This window comes from Desertivirga arenae (assembly GCF_017355785.1).
Classification (GTDB): Bacteria; Bacteroidota; Bacteroidia; order Sphingobacteriales; family Sphingobacteriaceae; genus Desertivirga; species Desertivirga arenae.
In genome coordinates this window covers 92,041-116,238 of sequence record NZ_JAFEWE010000001.1, presented here as the reverse complement: position 1 = coordinate 116,238, position 24,198 = coordinate 92,041, and the positions used below count along the sequence as shown (strand labels likewise).

General features: G+C 43.1%; 18 protein-coding genes and 2 riboswitches. Of the genes, 9 read left to right on the top strand and 9 right to left on the bottom strand.

The window, feature by feature from the left end:
• Positions 1–10: 10 nt before the first annotated feature.
• Positions 11–796 carry a PhzF family phenazine biosynthesis protein gene (locus J4N24_RS00565; protein WP_207531693.1) on the bottom strand — a complete coding sequence of 262 codons (786 nt, stop codon included), beginning with the start codon at positions 794–796 and terminating at the stop codon, positions 11–13.
• Between the two features lie 157 nt (positions 797–953).
• Between J4N24_RS00565 and J4N24_RS00560 the strand changes: the two genes are divergently transcribed.
• The 4 genes from J4N24_RS00560 to J4N24_RS00545 all read left to right on the top strand — a co-directional run bounded on the left by J4N24_RS00560 (position 954) and on the right by J4N24_RS00545 (position 5,600).
• Positions 954–1,508 carry an HD domain-containing protein gene (locus J4N24_RS00560; RefSeq protein WP_207531692.1) on the top strand — a complete coding sequence of 185 codons (555 nt, stop codon included), beginning with the start codon at positions 954–956 and terminating at the stop codon, positions 1,506–1,508.
• Between the two features lie 146 nt (positions 1,509–1,654).
• Positions 1,655–3,598, top strand: coding sequence for a DUF4914 family protein (locus J4N24_RS00555; protein WP_207531691.1), 1,944 nt, complete (start codon positions 1,655–1,657; stop codon positions 3,596–3,598).
• Between the two features lie 187 nt (positions 3,599–3,785).
• Positions 3,786–5,012 (top strand): acyltransferase family protein, encoded by a 1,227-nt coding sequence (locus J4N24_RS00550; RefSeq protein ID WP_207531690.1) that lies wholly within the window; start codon positions 3,786–3,788, stop codon positions 5,010–5,012.
• Positions 5,013–5,183: 171 nt separating this feature from the next.
• Complete coding sequence (locus tag J4N24_RS00545) at positions 5,184–5,600, top strand: DUF6799 domain-containing protein (RefSeq protein ID WP_207531689.1); 417 nt, start codon at positions 5,184–5,186, stop codon at positions 5,598–5,600.
• 2 nt (positions 5,601–5,602) lie between these two features.
• On the opposite strand, the gene cobC is transcribed toward J4N24_RS00545, so the two are convergent.
• From cobC to J4N24_RS00525, 4 genes are read right to left on the bottom strand one after another with little or no spacing between them, the layout of a single operon-like run.
• Positions 5,603–6,124 carry an alpha-ribazole phosphatase gene (cobC, locus tag J4N24_RS00540; RefSeq protein ID WP_207531688.1) on the bottom strand — a complete coding sequence of 174 codons (522 nt, stop codon included), beginning with the start codon at positions 6,122–6,124 and terminating at the stop codon, positions 5,603–5,605.
• Entirely contained in the window at positions 6,106–6,894 is a 789-nt protein-coding gene (gene cobS, locus J4N24_RS00535) for an adenosylcobinamide-GDP ribazoletransferase (protein ID WP_207531687.1), read from the bottom strand. The genes cobC and cobS overlap by 19 nt, the downstream gene beginning before the upstream one ends.
• Entirely contained in the window at positions 6,894–8,573 is a 1,680-nt protein-coding gene (cobT, locus tag J4N24_RS00530; protein ID WP_207531686.1) for a nicotinate-nucleotide--dimethylbenzimidazole phosphoribosyltransferase, read from the bottom strand. Before cobT ends, cobS begins: the two co-directional genes overlap by 1 nt.
• Positions 8,567–9,085 carry a bifunctional adenosylcobinamide kinase/adenosylcobinamide-phosphate guanylyltransferase gene (locus J4N24_RS00525; RefSeq protein ID WP_207531685.1) on the bottom strand — a complete coding sequence of 173 codons (519 nt, stop codon included), beginning with the start codon at positions 9,083–9,085 and terminating at the stop codon, positions 8,567–8,569. Before J4N24_RS00525 ends, cobT begins: the two co-directional genes overlap by 7 nt.
• A gap of 197 nt (positions 9,086–9,282) precedes the next feature.
• Positions 9,283–9,454, top strand: a riboswitch (cobalamin riboswitch).
• A 185-nt stretch (positions 9,455–9,639) separates the two neighbouring features.
• Here J4N24_RS00525 and J4N24_RS00520 point away from each other — a divergent pair.
• The 4 genes from J4N24_RS00520 to J4N24_RS00505 are packed head-to-tail and all read left to right on the top strand — an operon-like array spanning position 9,640 to position 13,189.
• Positions 9,640–10,455 carry an SDR family oxidoreductase gene (locus tag J4N24_RS00520; RefSeq protein ID WP_207531684.1) on the top strand — a complete coding sequence of 272 codons (816 nt, stop codon included), beginning with the start codon at positions 9,640–9,642 and terminating at the stop codon, positions 10,453–10,455.
• A gap of 34 nt (positions 10,456–10,489) precedes the next feature.
• Entirely contained in the window at positions 10,490–11,086 is a 597-nt protein-coding gene (locus J4N24_RS00515; RefSeq protein WP_207531683.1) for a cob(I)yrinic acid a,c-diamide adenosyltransferase, read from the top strand.
• Between the two features lie 22 nt (positions 11,087–11,108).
• Positions 11,109–12,188, top strand: a complete 1,080-nt coding sequence (locus tag J4N24_RS00510) for a FecCD family ABC transporter permease (protein ID WP_207531682.1) — start codon at positions 11,109–11,111, stop codon at positions 12,186–12,188.
• Positions 12,188–13,189: an ABC transporter ATP-binding protein gene (locus J4N24_RS00505; RefSeq protein ID WP_207531681.1), complete on the top strand. Its 1,002-nt coding sequence runs from the start codon at positions 12,188–12,190 to the stop codon at positions 13,187–13,189. Before J4N24_RS00510 ends, J4N24_RS00505 begins: the two co-directional genes overlap by 1 nt.
• A 160-nt stretch (positions 13,190–13,349) precedes the next feature.
• On the opposite strand, the gene J4N24_RS00500 is transcribed toward J4N24_RS00505, so the two are convergent.
• Together J4N24_RS00500 and J4N24_RS00495 are read right to left on the bottom strand one after the other, a co-directional pair.
• The gene (locus J4N24_RS00500; RefSeq protein WP_207531680.1) at positions 13,350–15,530 is read right to left on the bottom strand and encodes a TonB-dependent receptor; all 2,181 of its coding nucleotides are present in this window, start codon (positions 15,528–15,530) and stop codon (positions 13,350–13,352) included.
• Positions 15,531–15,572: 42 nt separating this feature from the next.
• On the bottom strand, positions 15,573–16,757 hold the full coding sequence (locus J4N24_RS00495) for an ABC transporter substrate-binding protein (protein WP_207531679.1): 1,185 nt from the start codon (positions 16,755–16,757) through the stop codon (positions 15,573–15,575).
• A gap of 27 nt (positions 16,758–16,784) precedes the next feature.
• A riboswitch (cobalamin riboswitch) is annotated at positions 16,785–16,982 on the bottom strand.
• Positions 16,983–17,083: 101 nt separating this feature from the next.
• Between J4N24_RS00495 and J4N24_RS00490 the strand changes: the two genes are divergently transcribed.
• The gene (locus J4N24_RS00490; RefSeq protein WP_207531678.1) at positions 17,084–17,788 is read left to right on the top strand and encodes a hypothetical protein; all 705 of its coding nucleotides are present in this window, start codon (positions 17,084–17,086) and stop codon (positions 17,786–17,788) included.
• Positions 17,789–17,790: 2 nt separating this feature from the next.
• Here the strand turns inward: J4N24_RS00490 and J4N24_RS00485 are convergent, their stop codons facing one another.
• Together J4N24_RS00485 and cobN are read right to left on the bottom strand one after the other, a co-directional pair.
• Positions 17,791–19,704, bottom strand: coding sequence for a magnesium chelatase subunit D family protein (locus J4N24_RS00485; protein ID WP_207531677.1), 1,914 nt, complete (start codon positions 19,702–19,704; stop codon positions 17,791–17,793).
• A gap of 108 nt (positions 19,705–19,812) precedes the next feature.
• Positions 19,813–24,093: a cobaltochelatase subunit CobN gene (cobN, locus tag J4N24_RS00480; RefSeq protein ID WP_207531676.1), complete on the bottom strand. Its 4,281-nt coding sequence runs from the start codon at positions 24,091–24,093 to the stop codon at positions 19,813–19,815.
• Positions 24,094–24,198: the final 105 nt, after the last annotated feature.

The following is a 24,198-nucleotide window of genomic DNA, read 5'->3' as shown; positions in this document are numbered from 1 at the left end:
ACAGGAGATCTTATACAAAGATCTCTCCCTTCAAATAAGTTACAGCCTTCCCAGACATCAGCACCCGGTCGCCTTTCAGCTCGCACCATAGTTCCCCTCTTCTGGCTGATATCTGAAAAGCATGGAGTTTAGCTTTCCCAAGTCTCTCAGCCCAATAAGGTATTAAGTTACAATGTGCAGACCCGGTTACGGGATCCTCTGGTATACCTGCAGCTGGTGCAAACATCCTGGAAACAAAGTCACTGTGGTTTCCTGGCGCAGTGACGATAATTCCGATGGCATCAATTTTAGCTAAAGCGTTAAAATCAGGCTGGATGGAAGCAATTTGCTCCTCTGTCTCGTAGATTAGCATGTAATCCCTCGACTTATGTGTTTCAACAGGAGAACCTGCCCCAAGTGCTTCAATCAGTTCTGGAGGAGCCTCCGCCAGTTCAGGTACACGGGAAGGAAAATCCAGGGTATAAAGGTCGTCATTGCGACTAACAATTAAAGTTCCCGCCTTTAGTGTGTGAAAATGGATGATATCTTTTGAGTAACCAAGCTCTGTAAAAAGTATATGGGCGGAAGCAAGCGTTGCATGCCCGCAGAGGTCGATCTCCATCTCAGGAGTGAACCATCTTAATTTATATCCCTCGCCTTCCGGAACAAAAAAAGCAGTTTCTGCAAGATTATTCTCTGCTGCAATTTTTTGCATCACTGGTTCTGGCAACCATTGTTCCAATGGGCAGATAGCAGCTGGATTACCGCCAAATAGTTTATCCGTGAAAGCATCAGCCTGGTATATGGGTAAAGTCATACGTGCAATTTACAAATCTATTTATTAAACAATTAAAGGAATTTTCTCCTAATTGTTTAGTACTGTGCTTTTGATCTGCAAATTTTCTTTCTGCTAAACTTTTTGATGTTTTTACCCTTTAAATCGAAGGAGAGATCTGATATGCCTCCATACTTCTATGGAAGAAATACTTGAACAAGTACGCCGGTTTGCTGAGAGAGCACACGGAGAACAAACGCGAAAATACTCTCCTGAACGATATATCTTTCATCTTGTTAGGGTGACGGAGATGTGCAGGGAGTACAATCATAAATTGCCAGTCCTGGCAGCCGCTCTTCTGCATGATGTTCTGGAAGACACCCCTGTCAAAAAGGAGGAGATCAGGGTTTTCCTAAATGGCGTAATGGAAAAAAATGAAGTTGACTATACCCTGAAACTGGTGATGGAACTCACAGATATTTTTGTTAAAAAGGACTACCCTAAGTGGAACCGGCGATTAAGAAAGGCAAGAGAGGCTGAACGCATAGAGAAAACAAGTGCTGATGCCCAAACCATCAAATATGCCGACATCATCGATAATTGCCGGGAAATAACAGAGAAAGACCCTGAATTTGCTGCTGTCTTTTTAAGAGAGTGCAAGAATTTGCTGGCAAAGATCACTAAAGGAAATAGAGCACTGTATAACAAGGCTGTTAAAACCGTTAACGACTGTCTATGGGTGCTCTTAAGGTAAACAGAGGCAAGCCCTTCTATCATCCCTTTTAAAGTCACAACTATCGGTGATACAAATCATTTCCTAAACCTGAGTTCTTTCTTAAAATTGGAGTATTGAAGAGCAGTGTAAATCCTGACTTCCAGCCTGATCAATAATCTCTAATAATGGAAAAATCAATTTTTAAGAAACTTGTCTTACCCGATGAACTAAGTGCGATCCTTGAGTCTAAAGAGGTAATCCTGGCCGAAAGCAGGGAAGATTTGATTGATCTTTCCCTTGGGAGGATTAATGGAAATATTTATGAAGTTGTTTATGATACACCGGGCATCGGTAAGGTGATCGAAGCAACAGTTGTAAGGTGTAAAAACGGAATTTCAGTAAACTATACTGATCCATATCTTAGGAGACGCGATCCGGATTGTATGGTGATCGCCGACGACAGGCCAACGGATAAGCCAAAGTTTGTTGACCGGTATGGCTTTCCATTTGATGGTTTAAGAAAGGAAACATTTGACTGGCTTGACCAACAGGAAGAACTGATCATTGTGCCTTTTATGGCGGGGGGAGAAGAGTCTGGATATCCTGCTTTGATGGTTGGTCCGGCTAATGCAGGCTTTTTCGCTGCTGGATTGGCTGATCTTCAGGGTTTCATTCCAAGAAGTAAGATCACCTTTGAATTTAAGCCAAGGGCCATTATATATGTAGCTCCTCCTTTTAGACATACTCACTTTGCAGGGAAACAGGTTGTTGTTCATAATCGCCTTCATAAAATGCATGAGATGTTCGCCTATAACCTTTATCCCGGACCAAGTGCAAAGAAAGGTGTTTATGGAGTGCTGCTGAATATCGGCGAAGAAGAGGGTTGGACAACCTTACATGCCTCTGCAGTAAAAGTGATCACCCCTTATGAAAATGATTTCACGATCATGCACGAAGGAGCAAGCGGGGGTGGCAAAAGTGAAATGACAGCGGCTTCACACCGTGAACCGGACGGTCGATTATTATTAGGGGTGAACATAAAAAGCAAGGAGAAGTATTACATAGAAATCAAAGAGGAGTCTGAATTGCATCCCGTAACGGATGATATGGCTCTTGCCCTTCCATCTTTGCAGAATAATAAAAAGCTAGTGATCAAGGATGCTGAATATGGCTGGTTCCTAAGGATCAATCATATCACACAATACGGAACAGATCCGGAAATAGAACGGGCTACCATCCATCCGAAAGAACCATTAGTTTTCCTGAGTATGGACGGAAAACCTGATTCCACTTGTCTGATCTGGGAACATACGTTGGACGCGCCTGGTAAACCCTGCCCAAATCCAAGAGTGATCCTGCCAAGAAAGTCTGTTGAGAATACGATCGACGAACCAGTTGAAATAGATATTCGGAGCTTCGGGATACGTACTCCCCCTTGTACCAGGGAGAATCCCAGCTATGGTATCATAGGAATTTTTCACATTCTTCCCCCGGCACTAGCCTGGCTATGGAGATTGGTAGCGCCGCGAGGTCATGCTAACCCGAGTGTTACCAGTACAACAGGAGGAATGGTAAGTGAAGGTGTTGGGTCTTACTGGCCTTTTGCTACAGGTTTGATGGTGGATCAGGCTAATATACTGCTTGATCAGATCCTGAATACGCCATTGACACGTTACATCCTTATCCCTAACCAATACATCGGTGCTTATAAAGTAGGATTTAGTGGCCAATGGATCGCCAGGGAATACTTGTCAAGAAGAGGCAATGTGAGTTTTAAAAAAGAACCGCTTGTTGCTTCCAGATGTCCATTGCTAGGTTATGCGTTGGAATCGTTAAAAATTGATGGACAGATTGTGCCAAAGCATTTCCTTCAGATCGATCAGCAGAAAGATAACGGAGTTGAGGGATTTGATGCAGGAGCTGCAATTCTTACAGAGTTCTTCAAAAAGGAACTTGAGCAGTATTTAGTTCCCGACCTTCATCCTCTTGGCAGGAAGATTATTGAGACCTGCCTGAATGATGGAACATTACAGGACTACGTCGACCTGATTCAGCATCCGCTGGAAACTAAAAAAGTAGAAACGCCCTTGGATGGGCGTATTAATGAGACGATGGAGGTGAATTTATAATAATTTGGTAGTTTAATTGGGCGCCGGCTGTTTGCATTGCAGACAGCCGGTTTTTTTATTTCTCTGTTCATTGTTAACCGATGTTCCAACAGATATTGTAAAGGATAATGTGAAGTAAGTGCTGGTATAGAAGTCTTATCTTGGTAATAATAAAAATTGACCGATTTTTCTACCTATAATCAAATTTATGAATCAGAACTCCACTTTATCGGCTTCTCCGCGTCTTTATTATTTTGATTGGCTAAGGGGCATTGCATTTTTAATATTACTATTTGTTCATTGTGCAGAAGTATTTGTTAACTGGAACTTTTGGATCAAAAATGAGGAGACTTCGGATCTTGTAAGTTTCTTTACGGCTTTTTTCCTACCATGGCGTATGCCACTGCTTTTTATAATATCAGGAGCAGTGGTTTCATCTTCTTTCAAACGGAAGACTGTTGAAAATTTTCTTCAGGAAAGGTTTAAGCGCTTAATGGTTCCACTACTCTTTGCCATCTTTGTTGTGATTCCTCCGCAGATATACTTCATTAAAAAGTATCGGGGAAGTACAGAGTCCTTCGTCGAATTTTATCAAAGCATCCTCCAATTCAATTGGCATTTCTCTCCAAAAGGAAACCTGCATTTTATTCATTTATGGTATCTAGCTTACCTATTGGTTTACAGCCTTGTGTTTTTGCCTGTTCTTCTCTTTATGCGGACAGATAAGGGCAAGTATTATCTTAATCGAGTTGCCGGCATTTTCTCAAGGCCCTACATTATATTATTTCTGGGCGTACTGGTAAATCTTCCATACTATCTGTTCACCGCCTTTCAACCGCTTCCAGACTACCCGGCCCTGTTCCTGTATTATTTCCCTATTTTCATCTGCGGCGGTATACTTTGGTCGAATGATACTTTTCGTGGCAGTCTTTCAGGAAATGCTTATCTGGCGCTTCCCTTGGCTTGCGTTAGTACATTCATCCTCTACTACTTGTCTTATAGATCGGGCAACCCGGAGTTTTATTTCCAAAATCTGATACGAACAGATAACTTCCTTCTTTTCGCTCTCAAATCTTCAAATCAATGGTTTTGGATACTAACTTTTTTTGGTTTAGCTAAACGCTTTCTAAATTTTAATTCTTCTTCGCTGAGTTTTACTACTTCTGCCGTCTATCCCTTCTATATCCTTCATCAAACTTTTATTGTGGCATTCGGCTATTACATTATAAAAATGAATAGCTCTATTTTTTCGAAGCTTGCATTGCTGACGATTTTAACCTTTTTCTGTATGATAAGCATCCATCTACTTCTCTTGAAACGGATTAAATGGCTGGGTATGATGTTCGGGGTAAAGCCTGAAAAAAAGGAAAAACCTAGGGGAGTTATTGTTACGAAACGGGCATCGGCGAAACAGTGGGTTGTGTTTGAAGAATGAATGAGAGAAGGAGAGAAGGAGAGAAGGAGAGAAGGAGTGAATGAATGAATGAATGAATGAATGAATGAATGAATGAATGAATGGATGAATGAATGGATGAGAGAAGGAGTGACATTCATCATAGTGGGATCAACAAAGATTTCGTAAATTGGATGCATAGATTCTTTTGTCATGAAAAAGGTTGTTGCATTTATCATTCCTGTAATGTTTTTAGTTTACAATGCTGGAGCGACCGGGCTCGCTGTTCCTGGAGTAGAAACAATTGTAACAAATCTGGCAGGGTGTATCAGATTTCAGGAAACCCATTTGTTGTTTAAGGATGGAAAGGTTCATAAGGTCGAGAATGGAGAGTCGAAGGAGCTGCAGAAAGAGCAACAGCTAAACAACGGGACTGTGGTTTTTCCTGATGGAGCATACGAGTTGAAAGATAAAAAGCGATACATGTTATCAGATGGGGAATGTTTGGATATGAATGGAAGCCATTATTTGAATCAGAGGATGCTGAATCAAAAGAGGCCCATGTCTGCAGATGAATTGCAAAAGAGCAGGAATCAGAATGGAGAAAAGGGTGGGAGAGATAAACAATAATATCAGGTGCTGATGCAGACTACTTCCCCAAAGGAAATAACTCGCTCCCACATGTTTTCAATGGCTATCTGTCCCTCAATAGCTAGCAGGAGACGTATTACCCCACCATGTGTCACTACCGCAATTCTTTGCTTACCTGTAGCTTTGATCTCATCCCAAAAAGATTTCACCCGCTCTTTCATTTCAAGCATTGTTTCTCCTGCAGGAGGACGTCTGTTCATATAATCTTCCATCCAGATTTCACTCGCCATGCGATCAATCGTGTCCCATGTTTTGCCTTCCCATTCCCCAAAATGCAATTCGTATAGTCGCTCATCCAGGAGAGGCTTTGCTGAAATAGCGTGTGCAAGGTGGGAACACCGTTGTGAGGGGCTGGAGTAAACAGCTTCAATGTCTTCAGGGAGAATTGATCGTACGTTTATCATTTCCTCTTCGAAGGATTCAGCTAAAGGCAGGTCTGTCCTTCCGTAAATAAGTCCTTTTGTCAGCTGCGGTCGTGTGTGTCTTATAAGGTAAATTTCCATAAGGGAATAAGAAACAAATAGAAGCTAACTTCTGTGATCAATTGAACAGCTCCCAGGCAATCTCCTGTATATCCTCCGATCCATTTTCTGAAAAAATTTCTGAGGTAGGTTCTGATCAGGAAAAGAACCGGGATAAGTAGGAGCAGAAGGGGCTTTTCTGCAAGCCTTAGCAATAGTATAAACGGCAAGGCTGCCATGGTAGATGCTACCGTAAGATCTTTTAAAATATTCTTCTGCGAAACAAAGGAGGCTTTGCTATTCTCAGTCTCTCGCACATAATTATTCTTATAAATAAGGGTTGATGCGTTAAACCGACTGAAACTATGAGCGGAGACAATAATACTCAATTCGATAGACGGTTGATTTGAGCACAAATTTAAAATCCCTTCCAGTGCAAGGAACCTTAGAAGAAGGATAAGGCAAACTCCCAAAACACCATAAGCCCCAACCCTGCTATCTTTCATTATTGCCAATATTTTTTCTCTTGTCCATCCCCCGCCGAAACCGTCACATACATCGGCAAACCCATCTTCATGGATTGCACCGGTTAACAAAACAGAACTTACAATAGCTAAAATAACGGCAATAGGTCTGTCAAAGAGATAGTTACCGGCCCAAAATACTAAAGCACTGCTTATACCAGTTATCCATCCTATCATGGGGAAATACCGGATGGAGCCCGACAAATGGCTTTCTTCCAGCTGAACCTTACAAGGGATGCGGGTGTAATAAGAGATCGCTGCAAGAAAAGTCTTCAACTGTTTTTTCATCAACTTTTGTTAGAGACTGATGCACTTTCGAAGCTTGCCATTTCATTAAGGAATGCCACTGCACTTTTTAGTATTGGAAATGCAATGGCTGCTCCACTAGCTTCGCCAAGGCGCATAGATAAATGCAATAATGGCCTGGCTTGCAGATAATCCAATAAAAGCTTATGTCCTTTTTCGTCTGATTGGTGGGCAAAGATTGCATTTCTTTTTACTTCAGGGTCTATCAGGCAGGCACAAAGGAATGCACTGCTGCAGATAAAACCATCTACCAGTATGATCATTCCTCGTTTACTGGCTTCGATCATTGCTCCGGCAATTTGCATGATCTCAAATCCACCAAAATGCGCCATAAGGCTTTCTGCTTTGTCTTCACCTGAATAATTCTGTATTGCCGCCTCTAGTATCTCGATCTTTCTTTTTAGTTGTTCATCCAGAAGTCCTGTTCCTTTACCTACACAATCAGAGACCGGAATATGGCAAAGTACACTCATTAATACTGATGCGCTGGAGGTATTTCCAATTCCCATCTCTCCAAAGCCCACAGTATTGCAACCTTCGTCATAAAGGCTCTTAATTACTTCAGCACCTTTATGAAAACAAAGCTGCAGCTCTTCCTGACTCATAGCCGGGCCATGGAGAAAGGTTTGGGTTCCTTTTGCTATTTTATTGTCAATTATGCCCTTATTGCCAGGAAAGTCATAATTAACTCCGGCATCAACCACCTTTAAGGTGATTTGGTGCTGACGGCAAAACACGCTTACAGCAGCTCCCCCGGTGAGGAAGTTATTTACCATCTGGCTTGTTACTTCCGGTGGAAAGGCACTAACGCCGTGCTGGGCAATACCATGATCTGCAGCAAAAACGATAATGTGCGGGCGACTGATCTGTGGTTTGGTAGTATTTTGAATGAGTCCTATTTGTTTGGCCAGATCTTCCAATAATCCCAACGATCCTAAAGGCTTTGTTTTATTATCGATGAGATGTTGGAGCTCTTCTTCCAGGCTTCTTGAAGTTTCTGGTTTGTCTAAAGCTGATTCTCTGTAAAGTTCGGTTATTGGGCTTGTTGAATTGATTTCTACAACTACCGGCTGTGCCGACTTCATCTTCCAGCCCAATTGCTGCAGCATCGGCTGCTTGTCATAATCGGTTGCAGGCTTGCCAACGCAGAAATATCCCAGGGCTTCGATTTCGTCAGGCAGGTTAAGGATCTTTTTGAAATTATAGTAGTTCAATATGGAAACCCAGCCCATTGAGTACCCTTGTTCCGTAAGGGACAGCCAGATATTCTGGACCGCACATACTGCGCTGAACTTAATAGTTTCATTACTGGCAATAGTACCAATGGTAAAGTTGTTTAATACTGACCGGTCATATCCCACAACTAAACCAAGAGGAGCATCAAGAATACCCTCAAGCTTTAAAGAGGAATAGCTGGATTTTTGGCCCGGATCTGTGATGAGCTCAACGGCTTTCTGATTGTATTCTTCGAATAGTTTTTTGATCTCTTGCTTAACCTTGGCCGACCTGATCAGGTAAAATCTTGTAGCATCCGTTAATCCCACAGAAGGAGCGGCATGACCTGCTTCAAGGGCTTTACGTATAACTTCTTCCGGAACTTCTTCACTGCAGAAATGCCGGGTGTCTCTTCTTGAATGGAAAATTTCCTCTAAACTTAACATGGTTGCCTTCTTTTTAAATACAAGGGTAGTCCAGATACCATGAAAATAGCTTCCTCTGCTTTAGATGCTACATACTGATTAGCCCATCCCTGCAGATCTGCGAACTTTCTTCCAACTTCAGTATCCGCATGCAATCCCATTCCAAGCTCGTTAGAAATAATGATAAAAGTACCTTGTAGTTTGTCCAGTTGATCGATCTCGTTTTTAAAAGCTACAAGCGAATCGTCTATAGAATTATTAAAATCCATAAAAAAATTAGTGAGCCACAGTGTAACGCAATCTATAACCACCACTCTATCTTTGATAGGGAGATCTGCTATATTCTGGTAGCCCTCAAAGTTGATCCACTCTGATCCCCTTTCCAGCTGGTGACGTTCCACCCGCTTCCTGAAATCCTCGTCCCAGATCTTTGCCGTAGCAACGTAAACAGGATGGTCAGAAAGGCCAAGTGCAGTCTGTTGAGCAAAGGCACTTTTACCGCTTCGCACGCCTCCGCTGATATAAATGATCATGTCAAAACTGGTCTAATAGGTGAAAACTCCATTGTATCTTACTTTGATTGAACGAAGGTTAGATTTTCAAAGATAGAAAAGTATGACCCAGATTATGAAAGCAACATTTTTTTGATGTCTCTTTTATGTTGTATTGCAAGGCAGGTCGGTGCTGGTCCCCCTGATATATTCTTTCTGGTTTTAAGCTAAGTTTAAGTACCTTTACAGCCGTTATAGGTTTCCAAGAAGGAATTAATAGGGAATCCGGTGCAAGTCCGGAACAGTTCCCGCTGCTGTAAGCTTTATCAAATTTGCCATAATGCCACTGTTTAAACGGGAAGGCGGCAAGTAAAAGCAAGTCAGAAGACCTGCCATTAACGCAAAATTCATAGCTTTCGGGTAAAAAGCTGATGAGTAGATGCTTTTGCATCTATTGATGCCCCTGGTTATGAATGATTTTCAAATTTAAAATCATTCGATGAAAAGAATATTTTTTTCGTTTTCCACTCAGGCTTGTTTCACTAAAGTCAACCCGCCTGCGGTTCACGCTTGCAGCTATTTAAATCATCAGTTTTATGACCATTAGTCTTTTAGGCTGCGGTTGGCTTGGCCTTCCTTTAGGCGCCTTTTTAGTTGAGAAGGGCTATAAAATCAAGGGATCTGTTACTGATCCAATGAAATTTGAAAGTTTAAGGCGGGCAGGTATAGATCCTTTCAGGGTCGCTCTGACTCCTGAACTTGAAGCCGATCATCCTTCGATGTTTTTCAATTGCGATGTATTGATTGTAAACTTTCCACCCCGGAGGAGGGAGGATATCGAAGAATATCATCCGGAACAGATAAGGAACTTAATTAAGGCAATCCGGGAACACGGTATTCGGAAAGTATTGTTTGTCAGCTCTACTTCTGTATATCCTGATATAAACAGGGAAGTATTCGAAGCCGACGAGCTGGAACCTGTGAAAGGAAGCGGTAGAGCCTTGAAGATTGCAGAAGATTTATTGCAGCAGCAGAAAGATTTTGAAACAACTGTTCTGCGTTTTGCTGGACTGGTAGGGCCTGAAAGATTACCGGGAAGATTTCTTGCCGGGAAGAAGGATGTGCCGAATGGTACTTCTCCAGTCAATCTGATCCATCGGGAGGACTGTATTGAAATAATATATCAGATCATTAAACAAGAGGCATGGGGAGAGCTTTTTAACGCTTGTTCAGATATACATCCAACAAGGGCAGATTTTTACTCTTTGGCTGCTTTAACTATAGGTCTTGCGCCACCTCAATTTGCTGTTAATCCTCAAACCAGTTTCAAGATCATCAATTCAAACAAGTTGAAACAGCGATTAGGGTATGTGTTTAAATTTCCGGATCCTATGACGATGTTACAGGCGTAGCTCTTATCAATTAAAAAATAAGAAAATAGATATAATGAAGATTTATACCAGAAAAGGCGATAAAGGAACTACCGGGGTTTTCGGTGGCAAGAGAGAAGATAAAGATTCTCCCAGAATTGAATGTAACGGCGCTTTAGATGAAGCAAATTCGACTATAGGATTGCTTAGAGCTAAATTAGGCGCTGAACACGAATGGCAGCCAAACCTGCACCGTATACAAAAAGATCTGATGGATATGATGTCTCACCTTGCCCGTCCTTCTGATTCCACCAAGGAAAATACAAATCCGAAACCAGTGGATGGAGCAAGTTTTTGTGAACAATGGCTCGATGAACTTGAAGCAGGTATTACTTCTCCTTCAGACTATTTCCTTTTGCCAGGAGGTAATGAGATCTCTGCTCTTTGTCATGTTTGCAGAACGCAGATAAGACGAGGAGAAAGAAGGCTGGTTACTTTGATGAAGACAGATCCCGCTTGTGTAGAAGAATACATTATTTCGTATGTTAACCGTCTGTCTGATCTGTTCTTTACCCTTGCGAGGGCAGAAATGGACAAAGCAGGGGTTGCTGAAGAAAAATGGCAGTTGTTTTTATATAAAAGGAAGAAGAAAGCTGTAACAGAAGAAGGTTAGCGGTTAGATTGTAAAAAGATAAATGTCGGGCAAATTTACAGTAGATGAAGAGGTGCGAAGAAGTTCGAAAATCCGAAGCAGCCTTTTAGTTCCTCTTCTTATTCTTGCTTTAGCAATCTGTTTTATTGCAGATATTGCTTTTGGTACTATTTCTATTCCGTTCAGGGAAGTAGTAAGGATCCTATTCTCCGAAAAATCTCAAGACGAAGCCTGGTTATTCATTGTGCAGGAGATACGTCTACCGAAGGCGATAACTGCTGTATTAGTTGGCTGCGGACTCTCCGTTAGCGGTTTGCAGATGCAAACCTTGTTCCGGAATCCTCTTGCGGGTCCTTCCATTTTGGGTATCACTGCAGGAGCAAGTTTGGGCGTTGCCCTGATCATGCTGTCTGCCGGCACCATTACAAGTATTTATACGATCAAGGAAATGGGACTCTCGGGAAGCTGGCTTTTGATAACAGCGTCGACAGTAGGGGCAGCTGTTATAATGCTTGTTATCCTTGCTATTTCTGCTTCCTTGCGGGATAATGTTGTTATGCTGATTGTTGGCGTGATGATTGGTAATATTACCCTTGCGATTATAAGTATATGGCAATATTTCAGCTCGCCTGAACAGATCAAAGAATACCTGTTATGGACTTTCGGATCACTGGGAGGAGTAACTAAGCAACACCTTATTGTATTGGCTGTCGCGGTAGCAATTGGGCTTATTGTATCTTTTGCCTCCTCCAAATTGCTCGACGCTCTGCTGCTGGGAGAAAATTACGCGCGCAGTATGGGATTAACGGTAAATCGTGCCCGTTTACTAATTATTTGCAGTACCAGTCTGCTTGCGGGAAGTATCACTGCATTTTGCGGCCCGATAGGCTTTATTGGTATCGCTGTACCCCATTTGGCACGTGCCTTATTTAATACCTCCAACCACCGGATCTTGATCCCAGCCTGTTGCTTAATAGGCGTAGGCTTAATGCTTATTTGCGACATCGCATCTCAAATCGCAGGAAGTCAAACTGCTCTCCCGATAAATGTAATCACTTCCCTTATTGGCTCTCCGGTAGTAATCTGGGTGATTGTAAGGAATAAGAATTTAAGAGGGTTTTAATGGGAACGCTGCTGAACATAGATGGTCTTACTATCGGGTATAGGAACGGTAGTAAAAAAGTTAAGGTTGCGGGGCCTCTTAATATTGCAATGAAGGCGGGTGAATTGGTTTGTCTGCTAGGCCCAAATGGTGCGGGAAAGTCAACGTTAATCAGAACCATAGCAGGTTTGCAGGACCCCTTCGAAGGAACTGTTAAGATTGATGGAAAACTCCTGTCCGATCTCAAACCAATGGAGATTGCTACTAAACTAAGTGTGGTCCTCACAGATTCTGTAAGGTCATCCAACCTGGATGTTTACTCCCTTATTTCCCTGGGGAGAAATCCCTATTCCGGCTGGCTTGGACGATTGGGGAGAAAGGACCGGGAGGTTATTCAGAACGCTATCTCTGCTACTCATTTGGAGAACTTCCTGGATCGGAAGATGGGGCAGTTAAGCGATGGCGAATCCCAGAAAGTGATGTTAGCAAGAGCCCTTGCGCAGGATACGCCGCTTATTATTCTCGATGAACCTACCGCACACCTGGATTTGCCAAGCCGGATTGAGATGATGCGCTTATTACACCGTCTTGCCAAGGAAACTAATAAAGCTATCTTGGTATCCACCCATGAACTGGATCTGGCCTTACAGGTTGCCGATAAGATCTGGTTGCTGAAAAAGGACGGTAATGTTGATGCAGGGTTGCCGGAAGATCTGGTTTTAAACGAGGTGTTCGAAAAAGCTTTTGAGAAAAATGGAATCTTGTTCGACCGTGAAAGCGGAACTTTCAGCATTCACGAAGAAGGGCAAAGGAGTATCAATCTCAAAGGAAGCGGCGCCGCGGCCTTCTGGACCAAACGCGCCCTGATTAGGAACGGATTTGTGGTTGCAGAGAACCCTCAACTTCCGCTTATCGAAGTTGCAGCTCATGGCAATAGCTGGTTAATCAGAACCAATACCAGCAGTAGTGAATGCTCCTCTATAGAACAACTAATTGGGGAACTAAGAAAACTGGCTTTATAAATGCGCTTAAGTCTCAGCGGCTCGTTTTTAAAATAGGACCCGTAGAGACACTATAGTGATACTCTACCGATAGTTAAAACCCATCGGTAGAGCAATCCTGTTCTTCACGTTAAGCAAAGCGTCACAATGGCTGGATTAATGAACGAGAATCTTAGACTCTTTAAAAACTTAAACCGTACCTTAACGAAAAGCTTCTTCCCTGAAGGTTATAGCCTCTCTTTTCATAGTAATTCTCGTCGGTGATATTGTTTAAAAGTAAGGTGAAAGTATGCTTCCTCGCATAAGTGTAGCTGCCAGACAGGTCTACTGTCATGAAGGGTGGGTAGACAATCACTGGTGCTTTGCTATCACTGAAGATATCTGTACGTTTCCCTACGTACCGGTTGTTTAAGCGGAATGCTAAGCCTTTCAACGTGTTGTACTCGATACCAAAGTTTCCGGTGAACTTGGCCACATTGTTGATATCCTTATAGGTTGATCCGTTAGATCCTGCCGTTATTTCGGTTGCTTTGAAGTTATGCGTTGCATCCGCGTAGAAGCGTAAGGCGTAAGCGTTATTATGTAATGCACCTAAATCATATGAAACCTCCCATTCCAAGCCCCGGATAAAGGCCTTGTCAGCATTCACATAAGTAGTAATATTAGTGATTTGAGCCCCATCGGGTGTCTTTTCTCCCGCCGCCGCTGCAGAAACACTTTTTGTAATCCTATTCTTTACGTCTGTAAAGAAATAAGTGATATCTGCAGATAGTCCGAAATCAGTTTTGAAAACACGAACTCCGGCATCCCATGATACAGAACTTTCATTCTTCAGGTTTGGGTTGCCACGTGTCACATCTGTTTTACCAGCATTTGTATTTTCCGAATAGCCTGCTACATTATAAGCATCAGGGGTTACGAAAGCCCTGCCGAAGGTACCATGAACAGCAAGAGTTTTGAAGATGTTGAACTGCGTTGCTAAACTCGGACTAAAGAATGGATTAGTTTCTTTACCGGGACTATAATTTGTTAAAAACGGGGTGGATTTTACATCGTAAGTGATCAGGTCGTAACGGGCACCGGGGTTTATCAATAGTCTGTTGTTGAGGAAGCTTAGCTGAGCCTGTAAGTAGGCTGCAACTGATTGTAATTCATAGTTTGGAGAGTATGTTCCAATTTCCGTCTTATCTGTAAATCTTCTCGACTCGGTAGTGGCGCTCATATAATCAATGCCGGCTATCAGACTATGCTGATCCAGGGTATATATATCTTTCAACTGAAGCCCGTTCCATTTCGAAGTAGCCATGTAGGAAACATAAGGAGGGATAGAAACTCCGTTATTTTGAAGATCTTTGTTGGCACTATCTTCGGTGGTTAGATATCCTCTTATAGAAACCTGGTGATTGGCTACTTTTCCTGATACCGAAGCTTCTCCCATATACTTGTTGATGTCTTTACTGGAAGGCCGGGCATTGATGTAAGTGATATCGCTTGGAGCTTCAACATTTACCGCTGCAAATCGCTCTGCTTTCACATCAGCTCTCCAGTTATCAGAAAGTTTATAGCCAAAACGGATGTTCTCATTGTTATAGTTTACCCTTGTATATTCACGTTTTAATCCATCCGAACGTCTGTCGTCTATGTGCGCCGTGTCGCCTGTAAGGAAATTTTTGACAGCGACGTCGTATCCAAACCAATCCCGAAGCAGGTTATTCTTCCCAAGCTCCATATTCTTGTTACGGTCAAAAATATTGAAAGATAAGTCATAATCCAGGCGCTTATTAATTGAGCCTCCTGTACTTCCACCTGCTTTGAAAGTTTCATAAGAACCATATTCTGCAAACAAACTAGTCTTCGGTGCTCCCGTAGATTTTTTGGTGATCACATTTACCACACCACCCATTGCTTGAGAGCCATATAATGCAGAGGCAGGACCTTTTAGAATCTCCACACGCTCAACGTCAGAAGTGTTTATGGTTGCTATATTAGCTGTTCCAGCCGGTCTTCCATCTACCAGTAAGAGTGTTCTTTGATTTAGTCCGCTGAATTGAGGTCGGAACCCGCGTATACTAACACCCGCAGATAGGCCGGGATATTGGATGACGTTTACAGAAGAATTCTTTTTAATAATATCCGTCAGCTCTGACGAAGGTGTTAATGCAATTGCAGCTTTGCTGATAACAGTAATGTTTTGCGGGACCCTGTTCCTGTTGACCGGGTTTCTGGTCGAACTTACGATTACAGTGTCTAGTTGTTGCCTTGAGGATAAGATCTCTGAGGGATGATCCTGAGCCAGGGAATAGTTGAATTGACCACAGCCAAGAGCCAGCACAGCCAAAGACGAACGAAATTTGAACTTCATTGAATTGAATTAAAAAGTGGGTAACCCCAATAATTGAAATACTTATTGCAATTGTTTGTAATAGAAAAGCTTGTAGTTTGGCAGTAATTCGGGGTGAAGGATCTTAATAAGATCGGCAAGGATCAAATGAGGGTTCACACCTCCAGATTCCCAGTAATCGTTAGAGCCAACATCGTTAATTCTTTTGTTGTAATTGAACATTTTGCCGGATTTGAAAGGCCTGAACGAAGCAAAACGCTCGTCTTTAGCTATAATGTCCAGTTTAGAATTAACGTAGCCGATATTTAACCAGTAATCAGCCTTTAGTGCTACGGGAGCAACTGCCTCAAATGTTAAGGGTAAACTGCCTGTTCCTTTTTGTTTCGACCAGTGGTATGAGGCTGCTGCATCCAGGAACAGTTTAGTATTATAGCTATCAGCGTCAGGAACATTCCAGGTCCCCTTAAAAGGCATTCCTGTAATAACCAGTGGTCGCGTTTTAGCCTTTTTAGCTACCTGAACAAGTCTTGCATACTCTTTTTCTACCTTTTCGAACTTTTGGTTAACAACAGCCTCATTATTGGTGAGCGCTGCTACCAACTTTACCCATTCCATTCGCCCCAGGGGAGTGGTTTCTAGCCACTCATTCATTGCTAAAACAGCAACCTTAGCGTTCATCAAAGTTTGGTACTTGCTGAAACGAGCCGAAGGATTACCCATAACCATGAGAACGTCAGGGCGCATTGAAATGATCATTTCCTGGTTTAAGTCTCCATCCAAACCCACCTCTTTAACCTTTCCGGTTTTTATGTTCTTTCTGACCAGGGGAGAGGAAACATATTTGAAATTACCCTGACCGGTGATCAGATTAGCGGCTCCTGCAAATTCGGTGAGTGCGATGTGCATAGAAGACATCGTGATAAGACTTTTAACAGGGGTACGGATGATCTGTGTGTTTGAAAAGCCTTTTGGAACAGGGGCTTTACGATCGAGCAACAAATAACGAAGGGTATCGACCTGATCGTTATAATAATTAAGAATGCTTAATACCTTGTAATTGCCCCGATAGCTCAGTGCAAAGCCCTTAGCATATTTAATAGTGCTTTTTGGGGTGGCTTTTCCTGATTGGGCAAATAATGACAAAGGAGATAGCAGTACTAAAATAACCCCTGTTTTTACTGTCTGAATTGCGCCTTTCAGAAAAATCCCTTCCCTGACTGACTTGAAATGATTTTTGATTTCTAGCATATTCTCTGCCTTTCTTCCGAAAGCATTTATGAGTAATTATTCAAGGCAGGTCTTCTGACTTCCCCGAACTCTGCGCCTTCCCGTTGTACATTAGGATGTTTCAATAGTGGCATTTTTGCAGGTTCTTTCTGGGGGTTACAGCAGCGGAGACTGTTCCGGATTCTCACCGGTATTCCCTATTAAAGCGTTCTATATAGAACTGCTACCTTTTGCGCTGCAAATGTATGGTAATTTACCGGATAATTTAATATTAAAAAAAACGGTTATCTTGCCAGCCTTTTCAAAGCTGGATTCGACTTGCGTTTTTACGCTCTAACCTATAGAAAATGAGTTTATTAAGTATCAGCAGGCCTCTACTAGCCGGCGTTCTTCATTCTTTTGAGCCAGATCATGTTACGGCTGTTTCTGTGCTTGCCGCAGAAAACGCAGCAAGCAGGAAAAGGCTTTCATGGAGCGTTATGCTTCGTGCTTCGCAATGGGCCCTGGGGCATTCTGTTACCCTGCTCATTTTTGGTGGTATAGCTTTAATCTTCAAATCTTCCCTGCATTTTTTTGTTAGTGATATTTCTCAATGGGCGCAGATCAGTATAGGTCCCATTATGATCATCCTTGGCTTTCAGGCTATAAAGCGAAACAAGAAGATCGACCTGATGATGACCAGATATCAGGAGCAAAACCCTGGTTATGATAAGTCGTTCCATCACGTCCAAAAGGCTGATGATCAGGAGAAAAAGAAAGGACCTTTTAACCGGTCCTTTTGGGTAGGAATGCTTCATGGATTGGCTGGAACAGGAGGCGTTTTAACCTCTGCTTTAGTGATCGGTGCCTCCACTATGCAGGAATCAATCATGGTTTTAGTGATCGAATCCATCGGAATAATTATCACTATGGGAATATATAGTTATGCCCTTATCTCAACGATGAGCCGCTTTCTGCAAAAGAATATGATATTATTTAAATGGATGAACGGGATTGCCGGTATTGCATCTGCCGCCTTAGGCAGCTTCTTCATTTACGAGCTTTTTCGTTAACTTTATAAAACCTTTTTCACCACCGGAGTAAGATTGTCTGAATCAATATCGGCTAAAGAAATATATTCCAGGCCTAACGCTTCCGCCATTTGTTGAGCCCGGCCAAGCTGCAGGTAGTCAATGTCTGTATTAATTACCAAACCTGGTATTTCATCATTCTTAATACCCGCAGAAATAGTTAAAGTTTCTTCCCAGGGATCACCACCCGCCACCGGTACATTTGCTTTCCCATCACTTAGAATAACCAGTATCGGTTTTAATTCTTCTGCGGTACCAACCTTCTTCATTAATTGAAAAGCTGTTTGTAAGGCATGGGGGAGAGGTGTCCGGCCTCCGGTAGGCAGTTTCTGCAATGCTACTTCAGCTAGTTCAACGCTGCGGGTAGGTTGTAGTAATACTTTTGACTCTATTCCCCGGAACGCAATAACGGCTACTTCATCCCTTCTCTGATAGGCATCTTTCAAAAGGTTCAATACGGTGCCTTTTACTGCTTCCATTCGCTTATTTGCTGCCATAGATCCGGAAGCGTCAACAACAAAAAGGATTAAGTTTCCTGTTTTTCCGTTTCGTACCTTTTGTTGAAGGTCTTCCTTTCGCAATTCGAAGTTTTCGGGATCGCGATGGATTGCATGATAAATGGTAGGGTCAATTGCGATTTCTGTTAATGTTCCTGATCGTTCTGCTCTTGTATACTTTCCTTTTTTTGCACGGTCAACTAGACTTCGCTTACCTTCCTTAAGTTCATCCAGGCTGGTATTGATCTTTAATTCTATCCTTGGTATTGATTGTTGCTGTTGCGCATTGAAGGTGTGTTCCTCCGAACTGTCCTGATATGATCCAGAATCGTCCAACTCCGCTTCCTCAGATTGGGTATTCGTTTGGTGTTCGTCTTCGTGCCCGTTATCTTGTTTCGACTGCGACCGGCTGATCATATCGTCAAGTTTATCTTTGTTAAAGCCTGGGTCAGAAAAAGGTCTTTGGTGACTTCTATGTGCCAGCACTAGCTCTGCAGCTTCGCGGATGTCTTCTGCTGTTACTTCAGTACGACCATCTAATGCAGCTATCGTTTGTGCTGTCTTATACATCACTATATCTGCTCTAAGGCTTTTTACACCCATTCCCATAGAAAGTTCACTAATCAGTGTTAAAAGGTCGTCTTTTAGCTGCACCTGGGGTAGAAGTTCTTTAGCAGTAATAAGTTTACTGCGTAATGTTTCCTGTTCTTCTCTCCACCGCGAAATAAAGGTTGCAGGGTCACTTTCATAGGCCACACGCCGGCGAACAACTTCTGTGCGCTCTTCAATGCTTGCAGGGGCCTCTACATCCACCATTAATCCAAAGCGATCGAGCAGTTGAGGTCGAAGGTTCCCTTCTTCAATGTTCATAGTCCCGATCAGCGTAAATCGCGAAGGGTGACTAATCGATAGACCTTCACGTTCGATAGTATTAACCCCCATGGCTGCTGCATCAAGGAGTACATCCACCAGATGATCTGAAAGCAGGTTAACCTCGTCTATATAAAGAATCCCTTGATGGGCCGATGCAAGCAAGCCTGGTTGAAGCTTTTTTTTCTTTTCAATCAGGATGCCTTCCAGATCCAGCTGTCCCAAAACCCGTTCCTCTGATGCTCCCAGAGGTAGGTTGACAAAAGGGACCTGAACCAGTTCAAGCTCTTTTTCTATTTGCATACAGGCTTCACAAATGCTTAAAGGAGCGTAGTCGGGACAGTTAAACCTGCAACCAACGGTTTTGGAGATAGGAGGAACGATCTTCGCCAGTGCTCTTGCCGCTGTACTTTTAGCCGTCCCTTTATCGCCTCTAATCAAAACTCCCCCTATAGAGGGATTTACCGCACATAATAGAAGTGCTTTTTTTAATTTTTCCTGCCCTACTATTGCCGTAAAAGGATATATCATGTGCCTATTGCTTTTTAATGAGAGTTTAATTTGTTTTTACTTAACATAAAAATCTTACGGCTACTTCATCCTCCGTTTCGGAATTTGCTCTTGAAATTTTTATATTAGTTATGCTTCATTTTTCTCTTCCAGTATATTTTCGCTTTGAAGATAGATCTCCTGTAGCGATTTCAGGGTATCAGGATCAGGAGATTTCCACATGTTGCGTTGTGCCGCCTCCAGCAGGCGTTCTGCAATAGCATTCAGGGCCCAGGGATTATTCTGTTCAAAGAAGCCTTGCATGTCTTTATCTAGAGCATAGGTTTCTGCTACTTTTTCGTACATCCAATCGTCTGCAACCTGCGCGGTGGCATCGTAGCCGAAAAGGTAATCAACGGTAGCGGTCAGTTCCAAACCTCCTTTGTACCCATGCTTTTTAATACTCTCCAGCCACTTCGGATTTACGACCCTTGACCGGAAAACCCGTAATGCTTCTTCCCTGATGTCTCTGACAACCGCCCTTGAAGGGTCCTGGCTGTCGCCAAAATAGGCTCTCGGCCGGTGACCGGTTAAGCTGCGGATAGAAGCAATCATACCTCCGTGGAACTGCAGGTAATCATCACTATCGAAAATGTCGTGTTCCCGGTTATCCTGATTATGGAGAGCTACTTCGACCCCGGATAAACGCTGCTTAAACTCGTTCCTTGCGTCGGCTCCACTTACAGAAGAAGAATAAGCATATCCTCCCCAATTAATATAAGTTTGAGCAAAATCAGCGTCTGATTGCCAGTTACGTTCCTGTATCAAAGGGAGTATTCCTGCACCATAGCTTCCAGGTGGTGAACCGAAAATGCGGTAAGAGGCTCTTTGTTCAGCTTCTTCCAAACTGATATCCTCCTGCTGCAGTTCTTCCAGATCTTTCAAATAGTGTTTCCGGACAAAGTTCTGATCCAAGGGCTCGTCGATATTAATAACCAGTTGAACAGCCTGATCAATAAGTTCTATCAAGTGCGGGAATGCGTCCCGGAAGAAACCACTTATTCTCGTTGTAACATCTATTCTTGGCCGTTTCAATTCATCCAGTGGTATTACCTCAAGGCTTGTAACCCTTCTGCTTTCAGTTTGCCATACCGGACGAACTCCCAAAAGAGCCAGGATTTCAGCCACATCATCGCCTTGTGTACGCATTGCGCTTGTTCCCCAAATGCTTATTCCTACATTCTCCGGAAAGCGGTTGGTTTCTCTCAGGTGCCTGTCAAGCACTTCTCTCGCAAGCTGTTGACCTACTTCCCATGCTGTTTGAGAGGGAAGAGCTCTTGGGTCGGAGGTGTAAAAGTTTTTACCCGTTGGAAGGATATGCGCCATACCCCGTGTAGGAGCACCGCTTGGTCCGGCCGGGACGTAGCCACCGGAAAGGGCATGCAAAAGATTGCTGATCTCATCATAGGTCTGATCCAGGTTAGGAAGTATCTTTTCACAAATATACACCAGGATATGATGGATATCAGCAAGTCTTTCCGCTGTGGATTCGCCGAATGTTTCTTTTAGTACTATTGCAATCGCGTTTCTTCTAAAACCATGTTTTTTTAATAGAAGTAATAGGTGCTTTCCTGATTCATCTATTACTTCCAGGGCATCCGCAGCCGATGTAACCGGACGGCCGGCAAATCTTTTGAAACTTTCCGATAGCTCATCCAAACGTTTCCCTTTATCTGACTGCAATCTCTGAAAGTCAAGGTCAAAAAAGGATGCTATGGAAGCAGGAAGACTTGGGATACCGGGATTTGGTAGCCTGGTTAAGGCCAGAAGCATATCAACAAGAGCTTCATCTTGTGGCATTTCCCCTAAAACATGCAGTCCGCTCCGAATCTGCGCTGCACCTAATTCACATAAATATCCATCGATATCTTCGATCAAATGCGAGACGTCTTTTCCTTCCATTTCCGCCAGACTAACCGGTACACCTTCCGGTGTTAACTCATCATCCCACTCGTGAACATGGTCGCCATGATCCTTTCGAAGCAGCAGGGCAAGATCTTTATCCAGGTTTGCCTTCTGTATCAGCTCCCAGATCTGTCTTTGCAGAAGAGGTAGTTTTGATGGATCCAGTGTTTCCACCTGGTAGTATTCATCCACCAGCTGAGTGAGTTGAGCCAGTTCACCATAGGTATCTGCTGTTGTCATAGGCGGGGTAAGGTGGTCAATAACAACGGCATGTGCACGTCGTTTTGCCTGCGAACCCTCGCCGGGATCATTTATAATGAAGGGATAAAACAAAGGTAGATCTGCTAAAAACGCATCAGGAAAGCAGTTTTCGGATAGCCCGAGGCCTTTTCCGGGTAACCATTCCAAGGTCCCGTGCTTACCCACATGTACGATGGCATCTGCACCCCAGCCATCTCTCAACCAACGGTAGAAGGCATGGTAATGATGGGTGGGGGGTAAGTCGGGTTGATGATAGATCGCGTCGGCATCCATTCCATATCCTCGTGGAGGCTGAAGCGCGACAAGTGCATTTCCGTAATTAATGCCCGCAAAACAGATGTTATTATGATGTACATAGGTCTCACCCGGAGGGTTACCCCAATGTTTTTTCATTTTAATTCGCAAGGATTCCGGTAACTCCGAAAACCATTTGTTGTACGTTTCTGCATTTACTTTCCCAACCGCATTCCCAAGTTGTTCTGCAGAGAGGTAGTTCTCGTCGTACGAACAGCGATTGATCAATTCATGGATGATCTCCGTTCCTGTTTCTGGTAGTTCATCAATATCATAGCCTTCTGCCTGCATTGCCTGCAAAATAGACAGGAGGGATGCCGGTGCGTCAAGACCGACAGCATTACCGATCTGGGAAGCTTTGGAGCTTGAATTTGTAAACACAAAAGCAATTCTCTTTTCAGAATTTTTAAGATGTTTCAAACGGGCGAAGCGATAAGCGATACCGGCAACACGCTCAATCCGGTCATCGTGTGCTTCGTATCCTTTTGTTTCCCTTTCCTTTTCTTTAAATGAGATAGGTACAGTAATTATCCTTCCATCAAATTCGGGAATAGCAACATTCATTGCAGTATCAAGAGGGTTAAGTCCCCTTGTCGAGTTTTCCCAGGACCCTTTTGTCATCCCGCTACTAATAGCTTGCAGGATGGGAACATCAAGTCTGTTTAGGGGACTATCAGAACTACTAGAGTATTGGTCAGAATTCTGCATGGCGAAAGAAACCGTATTGATTAGGATATCAATTAGGGTTTCATCATCCCTGCGGAAGAAGTTAAAGGCTGAAGGCCAGTCGCTTTCCTGATCCTTAGCTTTCAGGGAGGAAGTGAAGACAGGCAATACATTCATACCCTTCTCTTCCAGGCTTTCTACAAGCTTGTCGATGAACGCCGTGTTCCCACTTAAGAAATGTGCACGGTAAAATGTAATTCCGGCCGTTGGGAGATCTGGATCGCAAATTTTTTCCCAATCTTCCCGGCTTGCATTTTCTGGAAGAGCAGGATGGTATATTCCATGATCGGGGAGCTCAACCGGAGCATCATATCCAAATCCTGTCAGCAATAAATGGTCGGATAGGAAATGAAGCAGGTTTGCCAGATTGATATGTCCACTCGCCTGCAGGTAGAGGAGCGTATCCTGGAGAATTGCAGGCGAAACTGTTGATATAGCGGCATATTCAGGATTAAGTTCGCCTGTTCCGCTAACAACAATTAATTGTTGGTTCCTTTCGTTAGCCCTTTTTACCAGTTCATTAAAACCCGGTATACTGCTTGGGCGACCCAGGATCCTCAAAATAATGATTTGCGCTGCTGCCAGTTCCCTTTCAAGCAATTGTGCCATATGCGCTTCTGTTTTGACAGCCTGCAGGTTCATACCTAGTGTTTTAGGGAAGTCGTCAGGTAACACCTGTATAGCACGGTGCAACGTTAGAAGATCTGTATCGGCATGGGTGAGGAATACGATGCCTTCTGACGGATCGGGTGCTTCTCCGGCAAGGGTATCAGTCTCGGATCCTTTCCAGGTATAAAACTGAAAAACATATTCATTCAGTTCAGCAGGAGGAACAAGGAAGCAATCCGCTTCTACCATGCTCTGGATATAATCAAAAATAGCTGTTACTTGCCAATCGCTGTTAATTGAGTGAAACCAGACCGAATTTCCGTCGAAAAGTAGAGTTGCAACGTTTGCCAGGGTGCAGGGACCAAGACAACCACCCTTGGTAAGATGCACAACGTTCCTAAGTTTTCGTTTCAGCCATTCATTCTTATAAAGATCAACTGGAACTGCTGCATATCCCCGGTCTGTCCTGCCGCAACAACAGGCATTATAGCAATAGGACAGGTGTCCTCTTCGTTGTACCAGATTTATAGATTTACCATCTGGACGGGTAATCCTTTGTCGCTTTATTTCTCTCATTGCGGATGTGTAAGCACCTTCTGTAAGAGCTGTTCAATTACAGAAGAGAGCAAAGGTATTAAGATTTACGATTTTAGATTTACGAATTACAATTGAGTAAGTGCT

Bases quoted from the DNA above. Each gene is read 5' to 3' on its own strand.
- J4N24_RS00515 (WP_207531683.1), top strand. From the start codon at position 10,490: ATGAAGATTTATACCAGAAAAGGCGATAAAGGAACTACCGGGGTTTTC.
- cobC (WP_207531688.1), bottom strand. From the start codon at position 6,124: ATGGAAATTTACCTTATAAGACACACACGACCGCAGCTGACAAAAGGA.
- J4N24_RS00565 (WP_207531693.1), bottom strand. From the start codon at position 796: ATGACTTTACCCATATACCAGGCTGATGCTTTCACGGATAAACTATTT.
- J4N24_RS00560 (WP_207531692.1), top strand. From the start codon at position 954: ATGGAAGAAATACTTGAACAAGTACGCCGGTTTGCTGAGAGAGCACAC.
- J4N24_RS00510 (WP_207531682.1), top strand. From the start codon at position 11,109: ATGTCGGGCAAATTTACAGTAGATGAAGAGGTGCGAAGAAGTTCGAAA.
- cobN (WP_207531676.1), bottom strand. From the start codon at position 24,093: ATGAGAGAAATAAAGCGACAAAGGATTACCCGTCCAGATGGTAAATCT.
- J4N24_RS00545 (WP_207531689.1), top strand. From the start codon at position 5,184: ATGAAAAAGGTTGTTGCATTTATCATTCCTGTAATGTTTTTAGTTTAC.
- cobT (WP_207531686.1), bottom strand. From the start codon at position 8,573: ATGTTAAGTTTAGAGGAAATTTTCCATTCAAGAAGAGACACCCGGCAT.
- J4N24_RS00485 (WP_207531677.1), bottom strand. From the start codon at position 19,704: ATGATATATCCTTTTACGGCAATAGTAGGGCAGGAAAAATTAAAAAAA.
- J4N24_RS00505 (WP_207531681.1), top strand. From the start codon at position 12,188: ATGGGAACGCTGCTGAACATAGATGGTCTTACTATCGGGTATAGGAAC.
- J4N24_RS00525 (WP_207531685.1), bottom strand. From the start codon at position 9,085: ATGATCATTTATATCAGCGGAGGCGTGCGAAGCGGTAAAAGTGCCTTT.
- J4N24_RS00495 (WP_207531679.1), bottom strand. From the start codon at position 16,757: ATGCTAGAAATCAAAAATCATTTCAAGTCAGTCAGGGAAGGGATTTTT.
- J4N24_RS00550 (WP_207531690.1), top strand. From the start codon at position 3,786: ATGAATCAGAACTCCACTTTATCGGCTTCTCCGCGTCTTTATTATTTT.
- J4N24_RS00520 (WP_207531684.1), top strand. From the start codon at position 9,640: ATGACCATTAGTCTTTTAGGCTGCGGTTGGCTTGGCCTTCCTTTAGGC.
- J4N24_RS00555 (WP_207531691.1), top strand. From the start codon at position 1,655: ATGGAAAAATCAATTTTTAAGAAACTTGTCTTACCCGATGAACTAAGT.
- J4N24_RS00490 (WP_207531678.1), top strand. From the start codon at position 17,084: ATGAGTTTATTAAGTATCAGCAGGCCTCTACTAGCCGGCGTTCTTCAT.
- cobS (WP_207531687.1), bottom strand. From the start codon at position 6,894: ATGAAAAAACAGTTGAAGACTTTTCTTGCAGCGATCTCTTATTACACC.
- J4N24_RS00500 (WP_207531680.1), bottom strand. From the start codon at position 15,530: ATGAAGTTCAAATTTCGTTCGTCTTTGGCTGTGCTGGCTCTTGGCTGT.